Source organism: Myxococcus sp. CA039A (assembly GCF_013336645.1).
Lineage (GTDB): Bacteria > Myxococcota > Myxococcia > Myxococcales > Myxococcaceae > Myxococcus > Myxococcus llanfairpwllgwyngyllgogerychwyrndrobwllllantysiliogogogochensis.
In genome coordinates this window covers 1-16,353 of sequence record NZ_JABUMQ010000080.1, presented here as the reverse complement: position 1 = coordinate 16,353, position 16,353 = coordinate 1, and the positions used below count along the sequence as shown (strand labels likewise).

General features: G+C 68.7%; 11 protein-coding genes. 4 read left to right on the top strand and 7 right to left on the bottom strand.

The window, feature by feature from the left end:
• Genes HR086_RS15590 through HR086_RS15580 form a run of 3 tightly spaced genes read right to left on the bottom strand, consistent with a single transcriptional unit; the run spans window position 1 to window position 4,858 of the window.
• Window positions 1-579: a MarR family winged helix-turn-helix transcriptional regulator gene (locus HR086_RS15590; RefSeq protein WP_174455194.1), complete on the bottom strand. Its 579-nt coding sequence runs from the start codon at window positions 577-579 to the stop codon at window positions 1-3.
• Complete coding sequence (locus HR086_RS15585; protein ID WP_174462339.1) at window positions 579-3,725, bottom strand: efflux RND transporter permease subunit; 3,147 nt, start codon at window positions 3,723-3,725, stop codon at window positions 579-581. Before HR086_RS15585 ends, HR086_RS15590 begins: the two co-directional genes overlap by 1 nt.
• A 35-nt stretch (window positions 3,726-3,760) precedes the next feature.
• Window positions 3,761-4,858 carry an efflux RND transporter periplasmic adaptor subunit gene (locus tag HR086_RS15580; RefSeq protein ID WP_373564307.1) on the bottom strand — a complete coding sequence of 366 codons (1,098 nt, stop codon included), beginning with the start codon at window positions 4,856-4,858 and terminating at the stop codon, window positions 3,761-3,763.
• 302 nt (window positions 4,859-5,160) lie between these two features.
• Between HR086_RS15580 and HR086_RS15575 the strand changes: the two genes are divergently transcribed.
• The gene (locus HR086_RS15575) at window positions 5,161-6,300 is read left to right on the top strand and encodes an acyl-CoA dehydrogenase family protein (RefSeq protein ID WP_174455195.1); all 1,140 of its coding nucleotides are present in this window, start codon (window positions 5,161-5,163) and stop codon (window positions 6,298-6,300) included.
• A gap of 81 nt (window positions 6,301-6,381) precedes the next feature.
• On the opposite strand, the gene HR086_RS15570 is transcribed toward HR086_RS15575, so the two are convergent.
• Entirely contained in the window at window positions 6,382-6,690 is a 309-nt protein-coding gene (locus HR086_RS15570) for a hypothetical protein (protein WP_141644929.1), read from the bottom strand.
• A 56-nt stretch (window positions 6,691-6,746) separates the two neighbouring features.
• Between HR086_RS15570 and HR086_RS15565 the strand changes: the two genes are divergently transcribed.
• A complete protein-coding gene (locus HR086_RS15565; protein WP_174466013.1) occupies window positions 6,747-7,358 on the top strand; it encodes a hypothetical protein in 612 nt (203 codons plus the stop codon).
• Between the two features lie 13 nt (window positions 7,359-7,371).
• Here HR086_RS15565 and HR086_RS15560 read toward each other — a convergent pair whose 3' ends face one another.
• Both HR086_RS15560 and HR086_RS15555 read right to left on the bottom strand, forming a co-directional pair.
• A complete protein-coding gene (locus tag HR086_RS15560) occupies window positions 7,372-7,659 on the bottom strand; it encodes a hypothetical protein (RefSeq protein ID WP_141644927.1) in 288 nt (95 codons plus the stop codon).
• Window positions 7,660-7,718: 59 nt separating this feature from the next.
• The gene (locus HR086_RS15555) at window positions 7,719-8,135 is read right to left on the bottom strand and encodes a hypothetical protein (protein WP_174466012.1); all 417 of its coding nucleotides are present in this window, start codon (window positions 8,133-8,135) and stop codon (window positions 7,719-7,721) included.
• Between the two features lie 76 nt (window positions 8,136-8,211).
• Here HR086_RS15555 and HR086_RS15550 point away from each other — a divergent pair, with 76 nt between their 5' ends.
• The gene (locus HR086_RS15550; protein ID WP_141644925.1) at window positions 8,212-8,859 is read left to right on the top strand and encodes an RlmE family RNA methyltransferase; all 648 of its coding nucleotides are present in this window, start codon (window positions 8,212-8,214) and stop codon (window positions 8,857-8,859) included.
• A 49-nt stretch (window positions 8,860-8,908) separates the two neighbouring features.
• Entirely contained in the window at window positions 8,909-14,974 is a 6,066-nt protein-coding gene (locus HR086_RS15545; protein ID WP_174466011.1) for an alpha-2-macroglobulin, read from the top strand.
• Window positions 14,975-15,165: 191 nt separating this feature from the next.
• Here the strand turns inward: HR086_RS15545 and HR086_RS15540 are convergent, their stop codons facing one another.
• Complete coding sequence (locus tag HR086_RS15540) at window positions 15,166-16,335, bottom strand: EndoU domain-containing protein (protein ID WP_174466010.1); 1,170 nt, start codon at window positions 16,333-16,335, stop codon at window positions 15,166-15,168.
• Window positions 16,336-16,353: the final 18 nt, after the last annotated feature.

The window sequence follows — 16,353 nt, the reverse complement described above, 5'->3', positions numbered from 1 at the left end:
CTAGAGGGCCTGCTCGGAGGCGGGGCCCCCGAGCCGCTTCAGCACCCGCTCCAGCAGGCCGAAGAGGGCCTCCTGGTCGTCGGCGGGGAGCAGGTCCAGCATGCGTCGCAGGCCCTGGTCCACGCTGCGACTGATGAGGTTGAAGAGCTTGACGCCCTCCGTGGTGAGCTGCGCGACGACGGCGCGCCGGTCCTCGGCGTCCCTCGTGCGCTCCACCAGCTTCATGTCCTCCAGCCGGTCCACCACACCGGTGATGGTCTTCTTGGTGATGCCGACACGCTGGGCCAGGACGCCCACGTGCGTGGGGCCGTCATTGCCCAGCCACATCAGCGCGTGGATCTGCGTGGGGGTGAGCTGATTGCTCTCGCAGATGCCATGCAGCGGGTCCCGCAGGGAGCGGTACCGCCCGAGCTGGATGATGAGCTCGTGCAGCCGCCGTGACGCGGGCGTGGGGGAGTCCTGCTCGGCCTCGGGCAGGGCGTCGTCCGTGACGCCGCCCTCCTCGGTGAGCTCGAGCTCCTCCTCGCCTGCGCCGGACGGCTGCACGCGGAGGGCCGGTCTGTTCGCCGGCACTCGCATCAGGCCGTCTCCACTCGCGCGGCCGCGGCCACCGCGGCCTTCTCGCCGTGCGGACCCACCGCGTGCGGCGTGCCATGGTCCGGGGCGGTGCCCGGGCCCTTGCGCCGCTTGAACTTCTCGGTGAGCTGGTCCAGCAGCGAGTACACCACCGGCACCACGCCCAGCGTCAGCACCGTGGAGGTGATGAGGCCGCCGATGATGGTGATGGCCATGGGCGCGCGCGTCTCCGCGCCGTCGCCCCGGGCAATCGCCACCGGAATCATGCCGGCGATCATCGCGATGGTCGTCATGAGAATCGGACGCAGACGGACCGGAGCGGCGCCCAGCAGGGCCTCCGTGGCGCTCTTGCCTTCCTCACGCAACTGCAGCGTGAAGTCGACCAGGAGGATGCCGTTCTTCACCACCAGACCCATGAGCATGATGACGCCGATGAGGGCGAACATGGACATGGCCTGGCCGGTGATGAGCAGCGCGCCAATGGCGCCGATGAAGGCGAAGGGCAGCGACAACATGATGGTGAACGGGTGGACGAGGCTTTCGAACTGCGCCGCCAGAATCATGTACACGAGGATGATGCCGAGCAGCAGCGCGGCGCCGAACGCGGACACCGCCTTGCCCATCTCCTTCGCGTTGCCCTCGAAGTCGTAGATGATCCCCTTGGGCACTTCCTTCTCCGCGGTCGTGTTCATGAAGGCCACGGCGTCACCCAGCTGGTAGCCGGAGGCCAGGTTGGCGAGCAGGGTGATCTGCCGCTTCTGGGACTCACGGTCGATCTGCACCGGGCCATCCGCCGGAGTGACGGAGGCCAGGTTGCGCAGCTCCACGAGCTGCCCGCTGGGGGCACGCACCGTGAGCTTTCCGAGTGCATCGGCGGACGCCAGGGTCTCCGGCGGCAGCCGCAGCTTCACCTCGTACGTCTCGCCGCCCTCTCGGTAGTCCGCGAACTTGTCGCGGCCGAGGAAGGCGCGCAGCGTGGTGCCCAGCGACGCGGCCGGGACACCGAGGCTGGCGGCGCGCTCGCGGTCCACCACCACGTCGTACTGGGGCTTGCCGGAGCGGTACGTGGAGTCGATGTCCACCAGGCCCTTGTTGGTCCTCATCGCCACCTTCATCTTCTCCGACGTGGCGATGAGCTCCTGCCAGTTGTCGCCGCGCAGGTTGAACTGCACCTGCTGCGAGCGCGAACCACCACCGGCGATGCCAGTGACGTCCTGCACCGTCACCGACACGCCCGGACGGGGCTTGATGGCGCCGCGCAGATACGTCTTCAGCTCACCCTGCGGATAGCTGCGCTCCTTGATGGGCACCAGGTTGATGAGCAGCTCGCCCTTGTGGACTTCCTCCTGCACGCCGCCACCGACGGTGGCGAAGGTGGAGGCAATGCCCGGCAGTGCACGCACCTGGGCGTCGAGCTGGTCGATCTCCGCCTGCGTCTCGTAGAGCGTCGAGCCGATGGGGAGCTCCACCGCCAGCTTGATGTTCCCGTTGTCCGACTCCGGGATGAACGTGAACTTGAGGAAGCGGGCCAGGCCGAAGGTCGCGAAGAGCACCACCACCGCCACCGCCATCGTCACCAGGCGGCGACGGAGGATGGCGGCCAGCATCTTGCGGTAGCCGTTCTCCATGCCCACCAGCACCTTCTCCACCGCCGCGGACACGCCCGTGGGCTGACCGTGGTGGCGCAGCATGCGCGAGGACAGCATGGGCGTGAGCGTCATGGACACGGCGTAGGAGATGAGCGTCGCCACCGCCACCGTGACACCGAACTGGTAGAAGAACATGCCCATGATGCCGTCCATGAACGCCACGGGGATGAACACCGCGACGATGGCCAGCGTCACCGCGAGCACGGCGAGGGCAATCTGCCCGGCGCCGTCCAGCGCGGCCTGCATGGGCGTCTTTCCCTCTTCCATGTGACGGACGATGTTCTCGATGACCACGATGGCGTCGTCGATGAGCAGACCGATGGAGAGCGTCAGCGCCAGCATCGTGATCATGTTGAAGGTGAAGCCCAGCGCCGCCATCACCGCGAACGTGCCAACCACGGACACCGGCAGGGCGACGGCCGCGACGATGGTGGAGTTCAGGTTGCGCAGGAACAGCAGCACGATGACCACGGCGAGGATGCCGCCGAGCACCATGTCGAACTGCACCGAGGCGATGGACGAACGGATGAAGCGCGCGTTGTCCGACACCATGTCCACGGTGATGCCCTCGGGCAGCCGGCTGTTGATCTCTCCCAGGGACTCCTTGACGAGCGAGGCCACCTGCACCGTGTTGGAGCCGGACTGCTTGCGCACCACCAGCGCCACCGCGCTGCGGTCGCCGTTCTTCGCGGCGCCACGCGCTTCCTCGGGGCCGTCCACCACGTCGGCGATGTCCCGCACGCGCACCGGCGCGCCGTTGGGGCTGGCGATGATGATGTTGCGGATCTCATCCACGCTCTTCGCCTCGGACGTCAGGCGCAGCACGCGCTCGCGACCGCCGTCCATGGTGCGGCCACCCGGGACGTCCAGGCTCTGCGCGCGCACCGCCTGGCTCACGTCGCTGATGGCCAGCCCGAAGCCTCGCAGGCGGTCCGGGTCGACGACGAGCTGGATCTCCCGCTCGCGACCGCCGATGACGTCGATGCTGCCCACGCCCTTCTGACGCTGTAGCGCGGGCTTGATGATGTCCTCCGCCGTGCGCGTCAGCTCTTCAATGGGGAGCGCGCCAGACAGCGACAGGGTGATGATGGGCGCGGCGCCGATGTCGAACTTCTCGACGACGGGCGTCTCGATTTCGTCCGGCAGCTTGCTCAGCGTGGCCTGGACGCGATCCCGCACGTCCTGCGCGGCCACGTCCACCTTGCTGGCCAGGGTGAAGCGCACGACGATCTGCGACACGCTCTCCATGTTGATGGAGCGAAGCTGCTCCACGCCGTTGAGCGTGTTGAGCGCCTCTTCCAGCGGGTCACTGACGTTCTTCTCGATGGTCTCCGGGTCCGCGCCGGGAAGCACCGTCGTCACGGTGACGACAGGGAAGTCGACGTCGGGGAACTGGTCGACGCCGATGCGCGGGTAAGCGTTGATGCCGAACACGACCACCGCCATCATCAACATGGCGGTGAAGATGGGCCGTGAAATAAATGTCTTGAGCGGGCTCATTCAGGAGCTCCAAAAGGTAAGGGGGAGGGCAGGCGTCACTGCACCACGCGGACGGCCGTGCCCTCCTTCACGTCCAGGGAAGAGTCGGCGAGCACGCGCTCGTCGGCGGCCAGGCCCTGGAGAATGCGCACGTAGCCGGGAAGCACTCGCTCCACGCGCACGTCGCGCTTGCGCACGGTGCCGTCCTGCACCACCCACACGAAGCCGGTCTGCCCCCGCGCGCTGACGGCCTGCGTCGGCAGGAAGAGGCCCTTGTCGTCGGACTGGCCCGCCACGTTGGAGAAGTCCAGGTCCACCAGCGCGCCCGGGCGCAGCGGCGACGCCGTCTCACCCACCACGTCCGCCAGCACCTCCACCGTGCGGTTGGTGATGTCGACGGTGGCGCCCACGTTGGCGACCGTCACCTCGAAGCGCATCCCGCTGGGGCTCACCGTGCCCTGCGTCTTGGAGCCGGGCTTGATCTTGTCCACCACGGACTCCGGCACCAGCGCGCGCACTTCCAGGCCGGTGATGTCCACCAGCGTGAAGACAGGGGTGGGCGGCATCATCGCCACCGTGTCGCCGATGTTCTTCATGCGCGCGGTGATGACGCCGTCGAAGGGCGCGATGATGGCCATGTCGCGCAGGTTCTCCTCCGCCATGCGCAGCGTGGCGCCCGCCTGGGCGGCCTGGGCGGCGGCCTGCTTCGTGCCGATCTCCGCCTGATCCAACCCCGCCGCGGCGATGCCACCCGACTCGGCCACCTTGCGGGTGCGCTCCAGGTTGTTCGTCGCCAGTTGCAGCGCCGCGTCCGCGGCCGACTTCACCGCCCGGGCCTGCTCCACGCCAATGACGACGTTGGAGGTATCCAGCACCGCCAGCGGCTGGCCCTTCTTCACCTTGTCGCCGACCTTCACCAGCATCTTCGCGATGGTGCCGGTGGCCTGCGCGCTCAGCGTCGCCTCCTGCTTGGAGCGGACCTGACCCGTCACGCGGGTCATGCTGGCCTCCAGCTCCGTCGCTGGCGCGATGGCCTTCACACCCATCGCCGCCGGGCCCTGCTGCTCGGGCAGGGCCGGCTTGGCGCCGCCCTTGCCGCAGCCCGTCATCATCACCGCCGCCAGCACCGCGGCCACCCACATGCGTCGAATCACGGTCGTCCTGCTCCTGCCAGCTCGCGGTCCCCGGACCCCTCCAGGACTCCACGCCGGCTCAAACCTTTGGAAATTCTGCGGCCCGGAAACTACAGTTCCTGAACTGTCTGTCAAGGAGATACTCCGCGATGCGGACTATCTCCCACCGGGCCTACCTAACGCCCGCCTGCCGGGCGAGCAGGACTTTCTTCAGGGGTTGCCCCGGAGTACGGGGCTGATGGCCGGTCCTTGTTGCTTCCCCGGGACGCCTGCTATTGATTCTAAAATCAATCTTGTTGTCCCCCCGCCAATGAGGAGTGTGCATGCCGAACCCCTTCACCGAGGAGCACGAGGCCTTCCGCAAGACGGTGCGCGCGTTTGTCGAAAAGGAAATGGCGCCGTACGGGCTGGAGTGGGACCGGGCGGGCATCTTTCCTCGCGAGCTGTTCAAGAAGTGCGCGGACCTGGGCTTCCTCGGCATCAACCATGATCCGAAGTTCGGCGGCAGTGGGCTGGACTACTGGTACGTGACGGCGTTCTGCGAAGAGCTGAGCTACAGCCGCAACGCGGGCGTGAACATGGCGCTGCTGGTGCAGAGCCAGATGGCCACGCCCATCATCAACGAGATTGGCACCGACGAGCAGAAGCGGGAGTTCCTGGAGCCCGCGCTCAAGGGTGAGCGCATCGCCGCGCTGGGCGTGAGCGAGCCGGGGTGCGGCTCGGACGTGGCGAGCATCAAGACGACGGCGCGGCGCGACGGCGACGACTACGTCATCAATGGCTCGAAGATGTGGATCACCAACGGCACGCGCGCGGACTTCATCACCCTGGCGGTGCGCACGGGTGGCGAGGGCTACGGCGGCATCTCCCTGGTGACGTTCCCCACGGACGTGAAGGGCTTCGGCGTCTCCAAGAAGCTGGACAAGATTGGCAACCTGTCCTCGGACACGGCCATCCTCTACTTCGAGGACTGTCGCATCCCCGCCCGCTACGTGCTGGGCGAGGAGAACGAGGGCTTCTACCACATCATGACGAACTTCCAGGGCGAGCGCCTGGTCGGCGCCATCACCACCGTGTCCGGCATGGAGCGGATGATGGAGGACGCCATCCAGTACGGCAGCGAGCGCGAGGCATTCGGCCGGCCGCTGATGAAGTTCCAGGTGTGGCGCCACAAGTTCGTGGAGCACCTGACGGCCATCGAAGCGGCGAAGCGGCTGACGTACCACGCGGTGGACCTCTTCGACCGGAAGGAGAACCCGGTGAAGGAGGTCTCCATGGCGAAGTTGTTCGCGGGAGACCTGGCCCAGCGCGTCGCCTACGACACGCAGCAGTTCTTCGGCGGCATGGGCTACATCGAGGAGACGCCCATCGCCCGCATGTGGCGCGACGTGCGCCTCATCACCATCGGCGGTGGGACTTCCGAGGTGATGAAGGAGATCATCTCGAAGCTCTACGGCTTCTGAGCCGTGTGGACGGGGCGGGTCCGTCAGTCAGGGCCCGCCCGTCGCCTCGAACACCCGCCTGGACCCGCGACGCGCCGGGGCCTACCGGGTGCTCTGATGCTGCTGCGCGTAGGTGCCGCTGTTCTGCTCCTCCTCGATGACCTGGATGGCCGCGCTGCCCGCCGCCGCCGCGCCGGCGCCCGTGGGCGAGCCCTCCGCGGGACGCGGCTGACACACGCACCCGGCCGAGCTGCGGATGACGACCACCGCGCCCAGCTCCATGTCCAGGTCGGTGCAGATCTGCTTGCACTCGGTGGCCCGCTCCTTGGGGACGGCGTAGTTGGTGGCGCCGATGGTGGTGCAGCCCGTCAGGCACAGCAGCGTGGACACGGCGAGGAGGTTGCGGATCATGTCCCGCCGTTTAGCACGGGCCGCGCGTCGGTTAGGGTGTCGCCGTGGAGGTGGTGATGGCACCTGTGATTCCGGCGAGCGTGGCGTGGTACGTGACGGGCCGTTTCTATCTGGCGTCGAAGGACTCGATGCTCCAGGACCTGGGCTACTTCATCCACCTGGAGGGGTTGCACGGGCCGCTGTTCGAGGACCCCAGCGGGAAGGTGGCCGAGTCCACCGCGCTCCTGACCTTCCGCTCCACGCCGTTCAAGTCCGTGACGCTCGACAACGGCGGCCTGTCGCTGAGCGTGGACCCGGTGGGAGACTTCACCGTCTACCTCAACGAGCAGCGCCCCGGGCGGCCCCACTTCGACGACCCGGAGTCGTTCTCCGCCGGGCGTCCCATCGCCACGTTCCGCCGGGCCAGCGTCGTGGTGGGCGGCGCCTTCAACGGGCCCGCGAGCTCCGGACGTTCGCTGTCGCTCAACGTCTTCACGGCGCGCATCGTGTGGAGCACCGCGTTCGAGCTGAACGGCGCGCGCTACGACTTGAAGGAGCTCCTGCCCCACGGAATCACGCAGTGGGGCGAGTGTGGACCCTCCGCGCTCGCGAACCCACCCCAGGGCTTCTCCAAGGTCGTCCCGTTCGTGGGTTCGGCCGTTGCGGTGGCGCCGGGGCTTTCGCGCTGAGCCGTCGCCCTCGTCAGCGCTTCCTGAACAGAGCCTCCGCGGCGTTCATCATCGCGTCGCGGCTGGCCTTCGCGTGCAGGCCGCCTTCGCCCACCTGGAACAGCTCGCAGAAGTTGGCGCCGTCCTTGTCGGCGGGCACCTCCGCGAAGGGCTCCTTGCACTCCTTGGCCACGCTCGCGTCGTAGTGCCGACAGTTGCGGCACGAGCGCACGTCTTCGTCACAGTTCGGACACGTGTCGCTGCGTCCCACCTGATTGGCGATGATGTCGAGCGAGTGTCCACAGTGCGCACAGCCGGGCATGGCCACCTCCGCGAGAGCAGGGTCGCCATTGTGCCAGCGCGCCGAGGCGCCTGGGAGTCCTACCGTTGGAGGCTGGACATGAGTGCTCCCGTGGGCTCCGAGGGAGCAACCGACGGGTGCGAGGACGGGCGCAGGTCGCCCATGGCATCCAGGAGCTGGTCATCCAGGCGCTTGAGCAGGAACAGCACATACGCGCCCACCAGGGCCATGGCGGCCGCCAGGATGCCGAGCATCATGCCCCGCTCCCACAGGTGGGCCTTCTCCATCACCCCGCGCCGCTCGGCGAAGGTCTTGAGCTGGGCGTCCGCGGCCTTGCCGTCCAGCCGCAGCGCATAATCCTCGGCCTGGGCGGTGCCTCGCTCCATCAGCCACTGGCCCTGGACCTGGAGTGCGTCCGCCCGGGTGTAGCAGTAGACCGCTCCACCCGACGAAAACAGGGTGAGGCACAGCGCTGCCGTCAAGCTCCGGGTGCCCATCTCAACGTCCTCCGGATCCGCCATTGCGCGGGCCTCGACACCCACGACCGCTCCGGCTTCCCGAAGACAGTAGCGGATGGTAGGGAGCCCCTCTGACATGGGCAAGCCCTACCGTCCTAAAGACCACTATTTCCAGAAAGCCAAGCAGGAGGGCCTTCGCGCTCGCTCCGCCTTCAAGGTGGACGAGCTCATCAAGCGCTTCCCCATGGTGAAGAAGGGCCATGTGGTGCTCGACCTGGGGGCCGCGCCTGGAGGGTTCCTCCAGATTCTCGCGGAGGCCGTGGGCGCTTCGGGGCAGGTGATTGGCGTGGATATCGTCGCCATCCGTCCCTTCACGCAGCGGCACGTGCGCACGGCGGTGCTGGACGTGCTCGCGGACGACTTCGACGCGAAGCTGACCGCGATGCATGACGGTCTGTTCGACGCGGTCATCTCCGACATGGCGCCGAAGACGAGCGGCATCAAGGCCACCGACGAGGCGCGCAGCCTGCGGCTGGCGGGCAAGGCGCTGGAGCTCGCGGTGGCGCGGGGCCGGCCGGGCTCGTCCTTCGTGGCGAAGGTGTTCATGGGCGGCGACTTCGAGGACTTCCGCAACCAGGTGCGCGCCCTCTTCGAGGAAGTGAAGGTGGTTCGCCCCGAGGCAACGCGCGGCGCCAGCATGGAGGTCTATCTGGTGGGGCTGCGTCGCAAGGCCCCCTCGGGCGAGGCGACTCCGACTTCCTGAGCCGTAATGTGGAACGCCTGGGCGGCCTCCTGTGTCTAGAGTGCCGACCATGCACCACACCCTCCGGACCTGGACATCCGCTGTCGCGCTGTCGCTGTTGTCCCTGTTGCTGCTCGCCACGCCCGTGGCCCGGGCGGCGCAGGCCAAGGCGCTCTCTTCCTGGAAGGACATCGACGCGCTGGTGTCGAACCAGAAGGTGGAGGCCGCCGCGCAGGCCGCGGAGGCCCGCCTCGCCCAGGCGCGCAACGGCGCGGACGAGTCCGAGTGGGCGCGCGCGCTGATTCGCACCGTACAGCTCCGCTCGGCGTTGCACGGCTATGAGACGGCGGTGCGCTTCCTGCGCGAACAACCCTGGCCCAAGGGTGCGCTGGCTCGCGCGACGCTGAACCTCTACTACGCCAACGCGCTCGTCACCTATGCGCAGGCGTACGGCTGGGAGGTGCGGCAGCGCGAGCAGGTGGCGTCATCGGGGCCGGTGGACCTGAAGGCGTGGACGTACGACCAGATCCTCACCGAGGCCCAGCGCGCCTACGAGGACGTCTGGAAGCAGCGGCAGTCGTTGGGCGCCGAGCCGGTGAAGGTGCTGTCCGAGTACGTCGAGCCCAACACCTATCCCGCGGGCATCCGCTCCACGCTGCGCGACGCCGTCTCGTACCTGCGCGTGGAGCTGCTGGCGGACAGCTCGCACTGGCGGCCCGAGCAGGCCAACGAGGTGTTCCGGTTGGACCTGGGCTCGCTGCTGGAGGGCGCGCCGACGGTGGAGCTGACGGATGCCAACATCCACCCGCTGGTGAAGGTGGCCGCCGTGCTGGGGGACCTGGAGGCGTGGCACCGGACGGGTGGGCGACGTGAGGCGGCGCTGGAGGCCCGGCTGCGTCGCTACGAGGTGCTGCACCAGCACTTCTCCGAGGCGGAGGACCGCGCGCGCATCCGTCAGCACCTGGCTGCGCACCTGAACGCGTTCCGGGACGTGCCCTGGTGGTCCATGGGGCAGGGCCTGCTCGCGGAGCAGGAGAACGCCGCGGGCCACGCGGTGCGCGCGCATGCGCTGGCGAAGGAGGGAATGCAGGCCCACCCGAAGTCGCTGGGGGCCACGCGCTGTCGCACGCTGGTGGAGACGCTGGAGGCGCCTGATTTCCGTGTCGCCTCCATGCAGTCGGACGGCGCGGACCGCCGCTCCATCGAGGTGACCCACCGCAACGTGCCGGTGGTCTACTTCCGGGCGTTCCTGCTCGACGTCGAGGCGCGGCTGAAGAAGGTGGACGACTACAACGTCCTGCCCTCCGGCGACGAGCTGATGCGCTACAACCGGGGACGCAAGCCCACGACGACGTGGTCTACCCAGCTCCCCGCGACGCCCGACTTCCAGTTGCACCGCACCTTCGTCACGCCTCCGCTGAAGGAGACGGGCACGTACCTCATCCTCTCCTCCGCGCGCGAGGACTTCCGGGAGAAGGGCAACCGCATCCAGGCCACCTTCCTGGCCGTGACGCCGTGGGTGGCCCTCACCCGGAACGTGGAGGGCAACTCGATGGAGGCGCGCATCCTGAAGGGCGACTCCGGCAAGCCCGCCTCGGAAGTGTTGGTGCGGCTCATCCAGATGGACTACCGCACCGGCTTCCGCGAGGCGGCCCGCGCTCGGACGAATCCTCAGGGTGACGTGTCCTTCCCCGCGCCGCCGGGACAGGGCTACCGCTCGTACCTGATGGTGGTGGGCGAGGGACGCGGGGCCTTGCTCTTGCCCAATGGCCTGGCCTTCTACAACCGCTCGCCGCCGAGGGAGGCGACGTCGTCCCTGGTCTTCACGGACCGGAGCGTCTACCGGCCCTTGCAGAAGGTGCAGTGGAAGGTGGTGGCCTTCTCAGGACGTGGAGACCAGGCGCGGTACAAGACCTTGGAGCAGCACAGCCTGGTGGTGAGGTTGATCGACCCGAACCACCAGGAGGTGGAGCGGCTCAACGTTCGCACCAATGACTTCGGCTCGGTGGCGGGCGAGTTCACCGTTCCGACGGGGCGGTTGCTGGGCGTGTGGACGGTGCAGGTGGAGTCCGGGGGCTCGTCCACGATTCGCGTGGAGGAGTACAAGCGGCCCACCTTCGAGGTGACGCTGAAGGACGCGGACGCGCCGCTGCGGCTGAACCGTCCGGCCACCTTCAAGGGCGAGGCGCGCTACTACTTTGGCCTGCCCGTGGCGTCGGGCACGGTGCGCTGGCGTGCCTACCGTGAGCCGGTGCTGCCCTGGTGGTGGTGGTACGACTCCGGCTTCATCTCTCGGCAGCGGCAGCTCGTGGCCGCGGGCTCGTCGTCGGTGGAGGAGGACGGCGGCTTCAAGGTGACCTTCACCCCGGAGGCCGATGAGCGCTCCGCGCGCACGCCGGGCCTCACGTGGCGCTATCGCGTGGAGGCCGATGCCACGGACGAGGGCGGCGAGACGCGCTCGGCCAGTCGGGCCTTCCGCCTGGGCTTCGTCGCGGTGGAGGGGCGCGTGGACACGGACACGGGTTTCCTGCGCGAAGGCTCGCAGGCCGAGGTCCGACTGGTGCGCTCCACCCTGGACGGCGCGCCGCAGCCGGGCGCGGGACGCTGGCGCCTGGTCGCGTTGAAGCAGCCCACGCAGCCGCTGATGCCCGCGGACGAGCCGCAGCCCGCGCTTCCGTTCCTGGAGGCGGACCCGGACGCGGTGAAGAAGCCCACGCCGGGTGATGCGCTCCAGGCGCGGTGGATGCAGACGTACAAGCCGCAGTCCGTGATGGCTCGCTGGGAGGACGGCGCGGAGCAGACGAAGGGCACCGTGCAGCACGGCGCGGACGGTGTCGCACGCGTGAAGCTGCCCTCGCTGAAGGCGGGCGCCTATCGGCTGCACTACGAGACGACGGATGCCTTCGGGCAGAAGTTCACGGTGGCGCGTGAGCTGCTGGTCGCGGGTGCGCGCGCGCCCGTCGCACTGGCGGCGGCGCTGACGGTGGAGAACTCGAGCGTGCGCGTCGGAGAGGTGGCGCGGTTGCTGGCCATCTCCGGCTTCGAGGGCCAGCCGTTGATGTTGGACCTCTACCAGGGCGACCAGCGCGTCCTGCGCAAGTCGCTGGTGGGCGGCCAGACGCCGGCGGTGGTGGAGGTGCCGGTGACGGAGGCGCTGCGTGGAGGCTTCACCGCGGTGCTGACGCTCGTGCGCGACTGGCAGCTCGTCCAGTTCTCCGAGCACGTGTTCGTCCCGTGGGACAACAAGGAGCTGAGCCTGGAGTTCGCCACCTTCCGCGACAAGCTCCGCCCGGGCGCGAAGGAGACCTTCCGCGTGACGGTGAAGGGCCCCAAGGGCGCGAAGGTGGAGGCGGGCGCGGCCGAGCTGCTCGCGTATATGTACGACCAGTCGTTGGACCTGTTCGCGCCGCACTCTCCGCCGAGTGTCTCCTCGCTCTATCCGCCGCGCATGTCGTCGGTGTCCCTGCTGTCGTCCCTGTCGATGGGGCAGTCGCAGTGGCTCGTCTCCCAGGGCTATGGCGAGGCGTTCCAGTGGGAGCCTCCGACCTCGGATCGGCTGAAGTTCGAGGACAGCTACGGCCTGGGAGGGCCAGGGCGCAGACGCTACCGGAATGGGAACTCGCGGTCCTTCGAGTCCTTCGGAGGTGTCTCCGCGCCGCGCCCGGCGCCGGTGGCTCGCTCCGAGTCGAAGGAGAAGTCGATGCGGGAAGAGCCCGAGGCTCCACCTCCGCCGCCCGGCATGCCCCCGATGGAGGAGATGAACGCCGCGGCGGACAAGCTGCAAGGCGCTCCCGCCCAGGCCGAGGCGGCCGCACCAGCCGCGCTGCGCTCCAACTTCGCCGAGACGGCGTTCTGGGTGCCGCAGCTCCTCACGGGCGCTGACGGGTCCGCGACGCTGGAGTTCACCGTGCCGGACTCAGTGACGGCGTGGAGCGTGTGGGTCCACGGCCTGACGAGGGACCTGGAGGGCGGCTCGGTGCAGCGCACCACCCGCAGTGTAAAGGAGCTGATGGTGCGGCCCTACGTGCCGCGCTTCCTGCGTGAGGGAGACCGCGCGGTGCTGGAGGTGGTGGTGAACAACGCGTCGGAAGAGGCGCGCCAGGGCACGCTCACGCTGGACATCGTGGACCCGGAGACGCGCAAGAGCCTGCTGTCGGAGTTCGGGGTGAAGGGCGCGTCGCAGAGCTTCACGGTGGCGCCGGGGAAGGGGACGAACCTGCGCTTCCCGCTCACCACGCCCGCGCGCGTCGGGACGGTGGCCTTCCGTGTGGAGGCTCGCGCGGGGAACCTGAGTGATGGCGAGCTGCGGCCGTTGCCCGTGCTGCCCGGCCGCGTCCACCTGGCGCAGTCGCGCTTCGTCACGTTGAAGGGGCCGGGCTCGAAGACGATGCGCTTCGACGACTTGAAGAAGGGGGGCGATGCGACGCGGGTGAACGAGCAGCTCGTCGTCACCGTGGACACGCAATTGTTCTACGCGGCGCTCCAGTCCCTGCCGTACCTGGTGAACTATCCCTACGAGTGCTCGGAGCAGACGCTCAACCGCTTCGTGTCCTCTGGCATCCTCGCCAGCCTCTACGCGAAGTATCCGGCCGTGGCGAAGATGGCGAAGGAGATGAGCCAGCGTCCCACGCGCTTCGAGACCTGGGACTCGGTGGACCCGAACCGGAAGATGACGTTGGAGGAGACGCCCTGGCTGGAGATGGCGAAGGGCGGCCCGGATTCGGACCAGGACCTGGTGAAGGTGCTGGACCCCAAGATTGCCCGCGCCGAGCGCGACGCGGCCATGGGGAAGCTGCGCAAGGCACAGACGTCCAGCGGTGGTTTCCCCTGGTGGCCGGGTGGCCCGCCGTCGCCGTACATGACGCTCTACATCGTCCACGGCCTGTCGCGCGCCATGGAGTACGGCGTCGAGGTGCCGCAGGACATGACGCGCAACGCGTGGGGCTATCTGGCCCGGCACTTCCGAGAGGAGTACGCGGAGAAGCTGACGAAGAAGGGGCAGAGCTGGGAGTTCATCACCTTCCTCAACTACGTGGCCTCCGCGTACCCGGATGCCAGCTACACCGGCGAGGCGCTGACCGCGGACGAGCGCAAGGCGATGCTCGCCTTCAGCTTCACGCACTGGAAGAAGCACTCGCCCTACCTGAAGGGCTACCTGTCGCTGACGTTGAAGCGCGCGGGACGTCAGGCGGACGCGCTGAAGGTCTGGGACAGCGTGATGGACTCGTCGAAGACGACGGAGGACCTGGGCACCTACTGGGCGCCCGAGGACCGCAGCTGGCTCTGGTACAACGACACCACGGAGACGCAGGCCTTCGCCCTGCGCGTGCTGACGGAGCTCAAGCCGAAGGACGAGCGGCGCGAGGGACTGGTGCAGTGGTTGTTGCTCGACAAGAAGCTCAACCACTGGAAGTCCACGCGCGCCACGGCCGAGGCGCTCTACGCGCTGGTGAAGTACCTGGAGGCGGAGGGCGCCCTGGGCATCCGCGAGGACGCGAAGGTGACGGTGGGCCCGCGGGTGGTGCAGATGGAGTTCGCGCCGGACGTGTACACGGGGAAGAAGAACCAGGTGGTGGTGCCGGGGCCGGAGCTCCGGCCGGAGACGATGAGCTCCGTGGTGGTGGAGAAGACGACGAAGGGCTTCGCCTTCGCCTCGGCCACATGGCACTTCTCCACCGAGAAGCTGCCGGACGAGGACCGAGGGGACTTCTTCCAGGTGTCGCGCCGCTACTTCCGTCGCGAGCGCGAGGGCCGCGAGGCCGTGCTCCAGCCGCTCGCCGAGGGGGCGCTGCTCAACCCCGGTGACGAGGTGGAGGTGCAGCTGTCACTGCGCACGAAACACGCCGCGGAGTACGTCCACCTGAGAGATCCGCGTGCCGCGGGCCTGGAGCCGGAGAACGCGCAGTCCCGTCACAAGTGGGACCTGGGCATCGTCTGGTACGAGGAGACGCGCGACTCGGGCACCAACTTCTTCTTCGAGTGGCTGCCCGCGGGTGAATACACCTTCAAGTACCGGCTGCGCGCGAACATGGCGGGCACCTTCCGCGTGGGTCCCGCCACCGTGCAGTCCATGTATGCGCCGGAGTTCACCGCGTACTCGACGGGCGCGGTGCTCACCGTGGGGCCGGCGAAGTAGCGCGGGCTTCACGGCGGTCCTCCTGGTTTCGACTCAGGGCCCGACTCGGAGACACGAGCGGGCCCTGGGTGTTTTCAGGTGACCGGGCTACGGGCCTCGCGAGTCCGTCTCGCCGCAGGCGTCATGCGTGGACCTCTCGGGGCTCGCCTTCGCGCCAAGACTGGCGCTTTCGCGGCCGAGGTGGGCCGGGCTCACTCGCCGCAGGTGGCGGCGTCGTCCGTGGGGTAGAGCGTGGCGATGCCGTAGGTGCCGTTGCGTGTGCCGCACCAGATCTGCCAGCGCGTGTCTCCCAGGTCCTTCGCTCCGTAGATGCCGCCTTCCTTCTTCGCGCCGTCGCGGGCGCAGCACCGCGCGAAGGCCCGTGTGCCAATCGACAGGATGCCCACCGCGTCCGGGGCCTCGGAGAAGCCGCCCATCCGCTTCTCCCCACAGGACCAGGGCGCGACGCCCTGGTAGCGGATGAGGTACTTGTCCTTGTTCTTGGCCACGCCCCCGCGCGCCGGGCCGCCGTAGCAGAGCTTTCCCTCGGACTCGAGCTGCGCATAGCGCGGCAGGAAGTGCAGTCCGCCGATGGGGCCCCTATCCCAGTCGTCTCCGCAGAACACGTGTGTGAAGGCGTTGCGCGGACCCGTGCTCACCCACAGGCTGGTCAGCCAGTCGATGTTCGGCTGACGCGTGCCCGGGCGTCCCGCCGCGGACAGGGCCTGCTGGATGCGCGGGTCGTCGTAGTAGCGGGTGACGAAGCGCCGCACGTCGTTCGCGCTCACGCTCACATCCGGGCGCGCGGGGCACAGCGCCAGCACTTCCTTGTCCATCGCCGACAGCGTGGGGCGCTTGTCGAAGAGCGGCTTGCGGGAGCACGTCGTCGCGCAGCCCGTGGCGGCCTTCCACGTCACCGCCACCGTCGAGGGGGGAGCGCTCGCGGCCGGGGCGGCTCCTTCGTAGCGCGGGGCCGCGCCACTGGGCGCCGAGACGACGACGGCCACGGCCTGCTCCTCGTCCGACTCATCCGAGCGGGCCGCGAACAGCTGCTGCCGAGCCTGGGCGCGCTGGGCTGAGTCCGCACGGTCCGCGGCCGCCAGCACCGCGGCGCTCGGAGCCGCTTGCACCGCGGACTCCTGGGCGCCTTCGCACAGCACCCAGCCCTCTGTGGAGACACCCCGCAGCTTGCACCAGGATCGCCCGGGTCCGCCCTTCTTGAGCAGGGGGTACGTCGTCCCGGCCTCCACGGTGAAGACGACCTTGGATGACTCCGGCTGCTCCACCGCGTCCACGGAGACGTCGGACACGAACGCGCCGGGGCCCGCCAGGGCGGGGAGGGCGGTCAGCAGCAGGCCGAGGCTCAGGGCGGGAAAACGCATGGTGCGTGACTCTATCCC

What these genes read in the sequence shown, in the direction of transcription:
- HR086_RS15590 (WP_174455194.1), bottom strand. Translation starts at nt 579, where the DNA reads ATGCGAGTGCCGGCGAACAGACCGGCCCTCCGCGTGCAGCCGTCCGGC.
- HR086_RS15585 (WP_174462339.1), bottom strand. Translation starts at nt 3,725, where the DNA reads ATGAGCCCGCTCAAGACATTTATTTCACGGCCCATCTTCACCGCCATG.
- HR086_RS15575 (WP_174455195.1), top strand. Translation starts at nt 5,161, where the DNA reads ATGCCGAACCCCTTCACCGAGGAGCACGAGGCCTTCCGCAAGACGGTG.
- HR086_RS15570 (WP_141644929.1), bottom strand. Translation starts at nt 6,690, where the DNA reads ATGATCCGCAACCTCCTCGCCGTGTCCACGCTGCTGTGCCTGACGGGC.
- HR086_RS15565 (WP_174466013.1), top strand. Translation starts at nt 6,747, where the DNA reads ATGGCACCTGTGATTCCGGCGAGCGTGGCGTGGTACGTGACGGGCCGT.
- HR086_RS15560 (WP_141644927.1), bottom strand. Translation starts at nt 7,659, where the DNA reads ATGCCCGGCTGTGCGCACTGTGGACACTCGCTCGACATCATCGCCAAT.
- HR086_RS15555 (WP_174466012.1), bottom strand. Translation starts at nt 8,135, where the DNA reads ATGGGCACCCGGAGCTTGACGGCAGCGCTGTGCCTCACCCTGTTTTCG.
- HR086_RS15550 (WP_141644925.1), top strand. Translation starts at nt 8,212, where the DNA reads ATGGTAGGGAGCCCCTCTGACATGGGCAAGCCCTACCGTCCTAAAGAC.
- HR086_RS15545 (WP_174466011.1), top strand. Translation starts at nt 8,909, where the DNA reads ATGCACCACACCCTCCGGACCTGGACATCCGCTGTCGCGCTGTCGCTG.
- HR086_RS15540 (WP_174466010.1), bottom strand. Translation starts at nt 16,335, where the DNA reads ATGCGTTTTCCCGCCCTGAGCCTCGGCCTGCTGCTGACCGCCCTCCCC.